1 protein-coding gene is annotated in these 4,544 nt (G+C 46.7%); it reads left to right on the top strand.

Annotated features, from left to right (window positions below):
- The coding region (locus ACUVJL_RS02915) for a beta strand repeat-containing protein (protein WP_445244471.1) at positions 1–4,544 on the top strand (4,544 nt) is incomplete at both ends.

Here is a 4,544-nt window from a genome sequence, read left to right as displayed (position 1 = left end):
TGGGCCGGGACTCGACAATTAATGCTGATGCTGTTAGTAATGGCAATGGCGGGCGAGTTATAGTTTGGGCGGATGAAACTACTCGCTTTAATGGAAATATTAGTGCTCGCGGTGGCTTATTTTCTGGTAATGGCGGCTTTGTAGAAGTATCCGGAAAGCAATTTTTAGACTTCAGAGGTAATGTTAATACTCTAGCTGCTAACGGCAATCCAGGATTATTATTGCTCGATCCAACAGACATTACTATTCAAAATGGTGCGGGAAGTTTTACCGCACTAACTCAGGTAGATCAATTTGCCGACCCTGACATCGGGGGCAATACTATTGATGCTGCTTTGATTAACAGTGCCACGAGTAATGTTAGTCTGCAAGCTACCAATAACATTACTTTTAACGCTCCGGTCAATATAACCACTAAGGGAATTGGAGTGACGGCTTTAGCTAATAACAATATTAATGTTAAGGCCAATATCACAACTAACGCAGGCAACGTTACCCTGAATGCTGATGCTGATGCCGATAATAATGATGGCGGTGGTAGGCTCACGATCGCCGGTGCGATGATTAATACAAATGGTGGCAATTTTATAGGTATTGGTAAGGGGAATAGTGTTAGCGGAACTGCTGGAATCGTTGTTGGCAGTGGCACAACAATTAATGTCGGTGCTGGGAACATTGAGCTTACAGGGACAGGAGGTAACGGTACTCGAAATAACAACAGCGGTATTGCTATTCAAGCTGGGTCATTAGTGGAATCAACTGGGACCGGAACTATTACTTTCAAGGGTATCGCAGGCACGGGCATAGACAAGAACAACGGGATATCGATTGCTGACTCTACGGTGCGATCGGCGAGTGGAACTATCAGACTGACTGGTAGTGGCGGGGGAAGTGGAACTGGAAGCGACAACAACGGGATTAACATTAATAGCAGTACAGTAGAATCGGGGACAGGGGGTATTACTCTCGATGGTACAGGCGGAAACGGGACATTTAATAATCGAGGGATATCTATTACCAACACGAGTACAGTGCAATCGGCTGGGGGAACTATCACCCTGACTGGTAGAGGTGGTGGAAATACAACCAACAACTTCGGGATTCTCATAGATCAGGCTACAGTCCAGTCAACTCCGGGGAGTGGGAGTCTCACCATTACTGGGACAGCGGGAAATGGGATGAGCAAAAATTCAGGGATAAGGATTAGTCCTACTGGTATCGTAAAATCGCAGAATGGAGATATCACCCTGGTTGGAACAGGCAACGGGAAAACTGACAACAACATGGGCATTTGGGTGTCAGGCGTGGTGGAGTCCAAAGGCACCGGGACTCTGAGTCTAGTCGGTTTTGGTGGCAATGGGACTGATAACAATCAAGGAATATCAGTTGAGGGGGCTAGAGTGAGTTCGGTGTCTGGAAATGTCAGTCTGAGTGGTACTGGTAATGGGATGGGGAGTTCCAACGAGGGTATATATCTAGGTGGTATTGCTACAATCCAAACCGCAGGGCTGGGAAAGGTGACGTTGACGGGCACGGGCAGTGCAGGGACGGGGACTAATTCCGGGATCGGGCTCAACTCAGGCACGGTACGATCGGAGAATGGAGATATTGCTTTAACCGGTTTCGGTTTAGGGCCATCAACTAGCAGCGACGGCATTAACTTCGCCAACAGCGAGACTACTAACGCATCGCCGATCACGGTGCAAGCTACGGGAACAGGCAATATTAGTCTCACGGGAAAGGCTAACAAAAATTCCAATTCAATTAACCTCAACAGCGGTGTGATTGACGCGACTAAAGGCGGCAATGTCACTTTGACGGGCGATTCAATTCAACTTGAACAAGACAGTCAAGTTAACGGTACTGCGACTATCCAGTTGCAGCCGCTTACTCCCGATTTAGGTATTACTGTTGGTGGTACTAGCACGGACCTCCGTTTGAATCTCAGCAGTGAAGAAGTCACGTCTCCTAGATTAAATGGGTTTTCCCAACTCATTATCGGACGGGCGAATGGGACGGGGGCGATTACCGTTGACCCCGCTGGCGTTGAGTTCAAATCCCCGACCACAGCAACGACAATTCAGGCTCCAATGGTTGGGGGGTCGATCGCAGTTAACGGGCCAATTACAGCCAATGGTGGTATTACATTTAAGGGAGCTACTTCTCTAAGCGCAGACGTTACTGCAAGCGGTAAAAATATTACTTTCAACAGCACTGTTACCGTCGCAAATAAAGTCAATCTCAACACAGGTGCAGGTGCCGGCAACATTCTTTTCCAACAAACTGTCGATGGCACAACTACTAACACTAACAGTCAAGATTTTACTCTAACAGCAGGTAGTGGCAATATTACATTTGGTGGTGATGCCGGCAGCCTTACTCCTCTAGGCAACCTCACAATTAACTCTACAGGAACCACTGCATTTAATCAAACAGTAAATGCGGCGAGTTTGACGACTAATGCTGGTGGCACAACTCAACTCAATGGCAATGTCACTACAACTAATTCTCAAACTTATGGAGATGCAGTGACAATTGCCAAGGATGCGATTCTCTCCGGCAACGGTATTACTTTCAACGATGCTGTAGACGGCAGCAGTAATTTGACGGCGAAGGCGGATAGCGGTAATCTGACATTCAAGGGTGTAGTTGGGAATCCCACAAAGCCGCTGGGCAATTTAACAGCTAACTCTACAGGAACAACCGCATTTAATCAAACAGTCAATGCCGCGAGTTTGACTACAGATGCAGGTGGCACAACTCAACTCAATGGCAATGTCACTACAACTAATTCTCAAACTTATGGAGATGCAGTGACTGTTGCCAAAAACTCTGTTTTATCAGGCAGCGGGATAACTTTCAATAATACTGTAGACGTACCTGGGAATCTCGGTATTGCTGCTGATAATGTTAATCTCAAAGGAACAGTAACAACCACCAATGACGGCACGCTCACAATAACCAATAAGGTTAATCTAAATATTGAGAACAACCTGAACTTAGACGGTGCATTTATTCAAAATGGCGGGGGAAATGTTGCGGTTAGCGGAAATATCACCACAAGTAATGATAACATTAGTTTTAGCGGTTCGGTGACATTAAAAGCTCCTGTAAATTTTACACTGGGAGATGCAACAATTGCTTTCGGTTCGAGTTTAGATGCAGGTAGTAACCCGCTGGCTTTAACGGCAGGTGAAATTGATTTCTCGGGGAAAGTTTCTGGTAATGGCGCATTAACGCTGCAACCTGCAACAGCCGGACAAAATATGGCAGTTGGCGGCACAGATAACAATACTAGCGCTTTAGATTTGACGGCAGCGGAAATTAATTTGCTTCAAAATGGATTTAGCTCGATCGCGATCGGGCGCTCGGATAGCAGCGCCCAGATTAGCATAGCCTCTAATCTGACATTTTTAGATCCAGTAAATATTCAAGGGGGAACTGGTCGGATCGCAGTTGATGGAACTATAACCGGAAATGACAACAGCAGCATAGCTCTCAACGCGGCCAGAATTAACTTGAATTATGGCATCAATACCAATAAAAATCCGCTCGCCCTTAACGGCAATGTCCAACTAGGAAACGATATTAATCTCAGAACCGGCGGCGGAGATATTAGCATAGTTGGTGCGATAGACGGCAATCATTTGTTAAACTTAGATGCAGCTTATGGGAATGTGCAGGTGCAAGGAAATATCGGAGGAACAGCACCACTTTCTGTTTTGAATGTGACCGCAACGCAGGCCGAATTCAAGAACGGTAATATTGCAAGCAATTCGGGTTTTAATATTGCTGCAGCGAACACCTTGTTGGGGGGAAATGTTACTACTAATCAGGGCAATATCAATATTAACGGTATTCTCGGCTTGACGAAAGATGCGATATTGAGTACGGCAGGGGGAAATATTGCCTTTGTCGGTGCGATCGACAGTATTGATGCGGCAGTTAGCCTAAATCTGGATGCAGGTAGCGGCAGCATCACTTTCAGCGCACCCGTCGGCGCCACCAGACAGTTAGCAAATGTGGCGATCGCAAATGCTGGCGACGTAACAGCCAACTCGACAATTAACGCGCAAAGCTTGCGAGTACAAAGCGCGGGAAATATCAATTTGTTGGGAAATGTCACTGCTTCAAATTCGAGAAATGGAGGGGCGATCGAGCTTTTGAGTCCGCAGGGAAAAGTCAATGCTAAAGATTTGAATACAGCGGGAAATATCGGCGGGAACATCACCGTTAAAGCTTTAAATTCAATTACGGCCGGACAAATTAACTCTAGTGCTACAGTGGGAAATGCTGGCAATGTGTTCTTAGATCCGATCGGCGATATTCAAGTAGAGTCGATCAATGCCCAAGGCGGTACAGGCGGCATTGGTGGCGAGGTCTTTATTTCATCGACGGGGGGATTTTTCCGCGCTACGGGTACTTTTTCAACCCCACTGTCGCCCACGGGATTTGCTAGCATTTCTACTGCAGGCGGCGCCGGTGGTGGCAAAATTACAATTGTGCACGCAGGGGGAGATGCAGGGGCGCCAATTCAACCGTTT

The sequence above is a fragment of the Microcoleus sp. OTE_8_concoct_300 genome (assembly GCF_031383065.1).
GTDB lineage: Bacteria > Cyanobacteriota > Cyanobacteriia > Cyanobacteriales > Microcoleaceae > Microcoleus.
The sequence above is the reverse complement of the archived record's forward strand: the minus strand, read 5'-3'. Positions and strand labels throughout refer to the sequence as shown.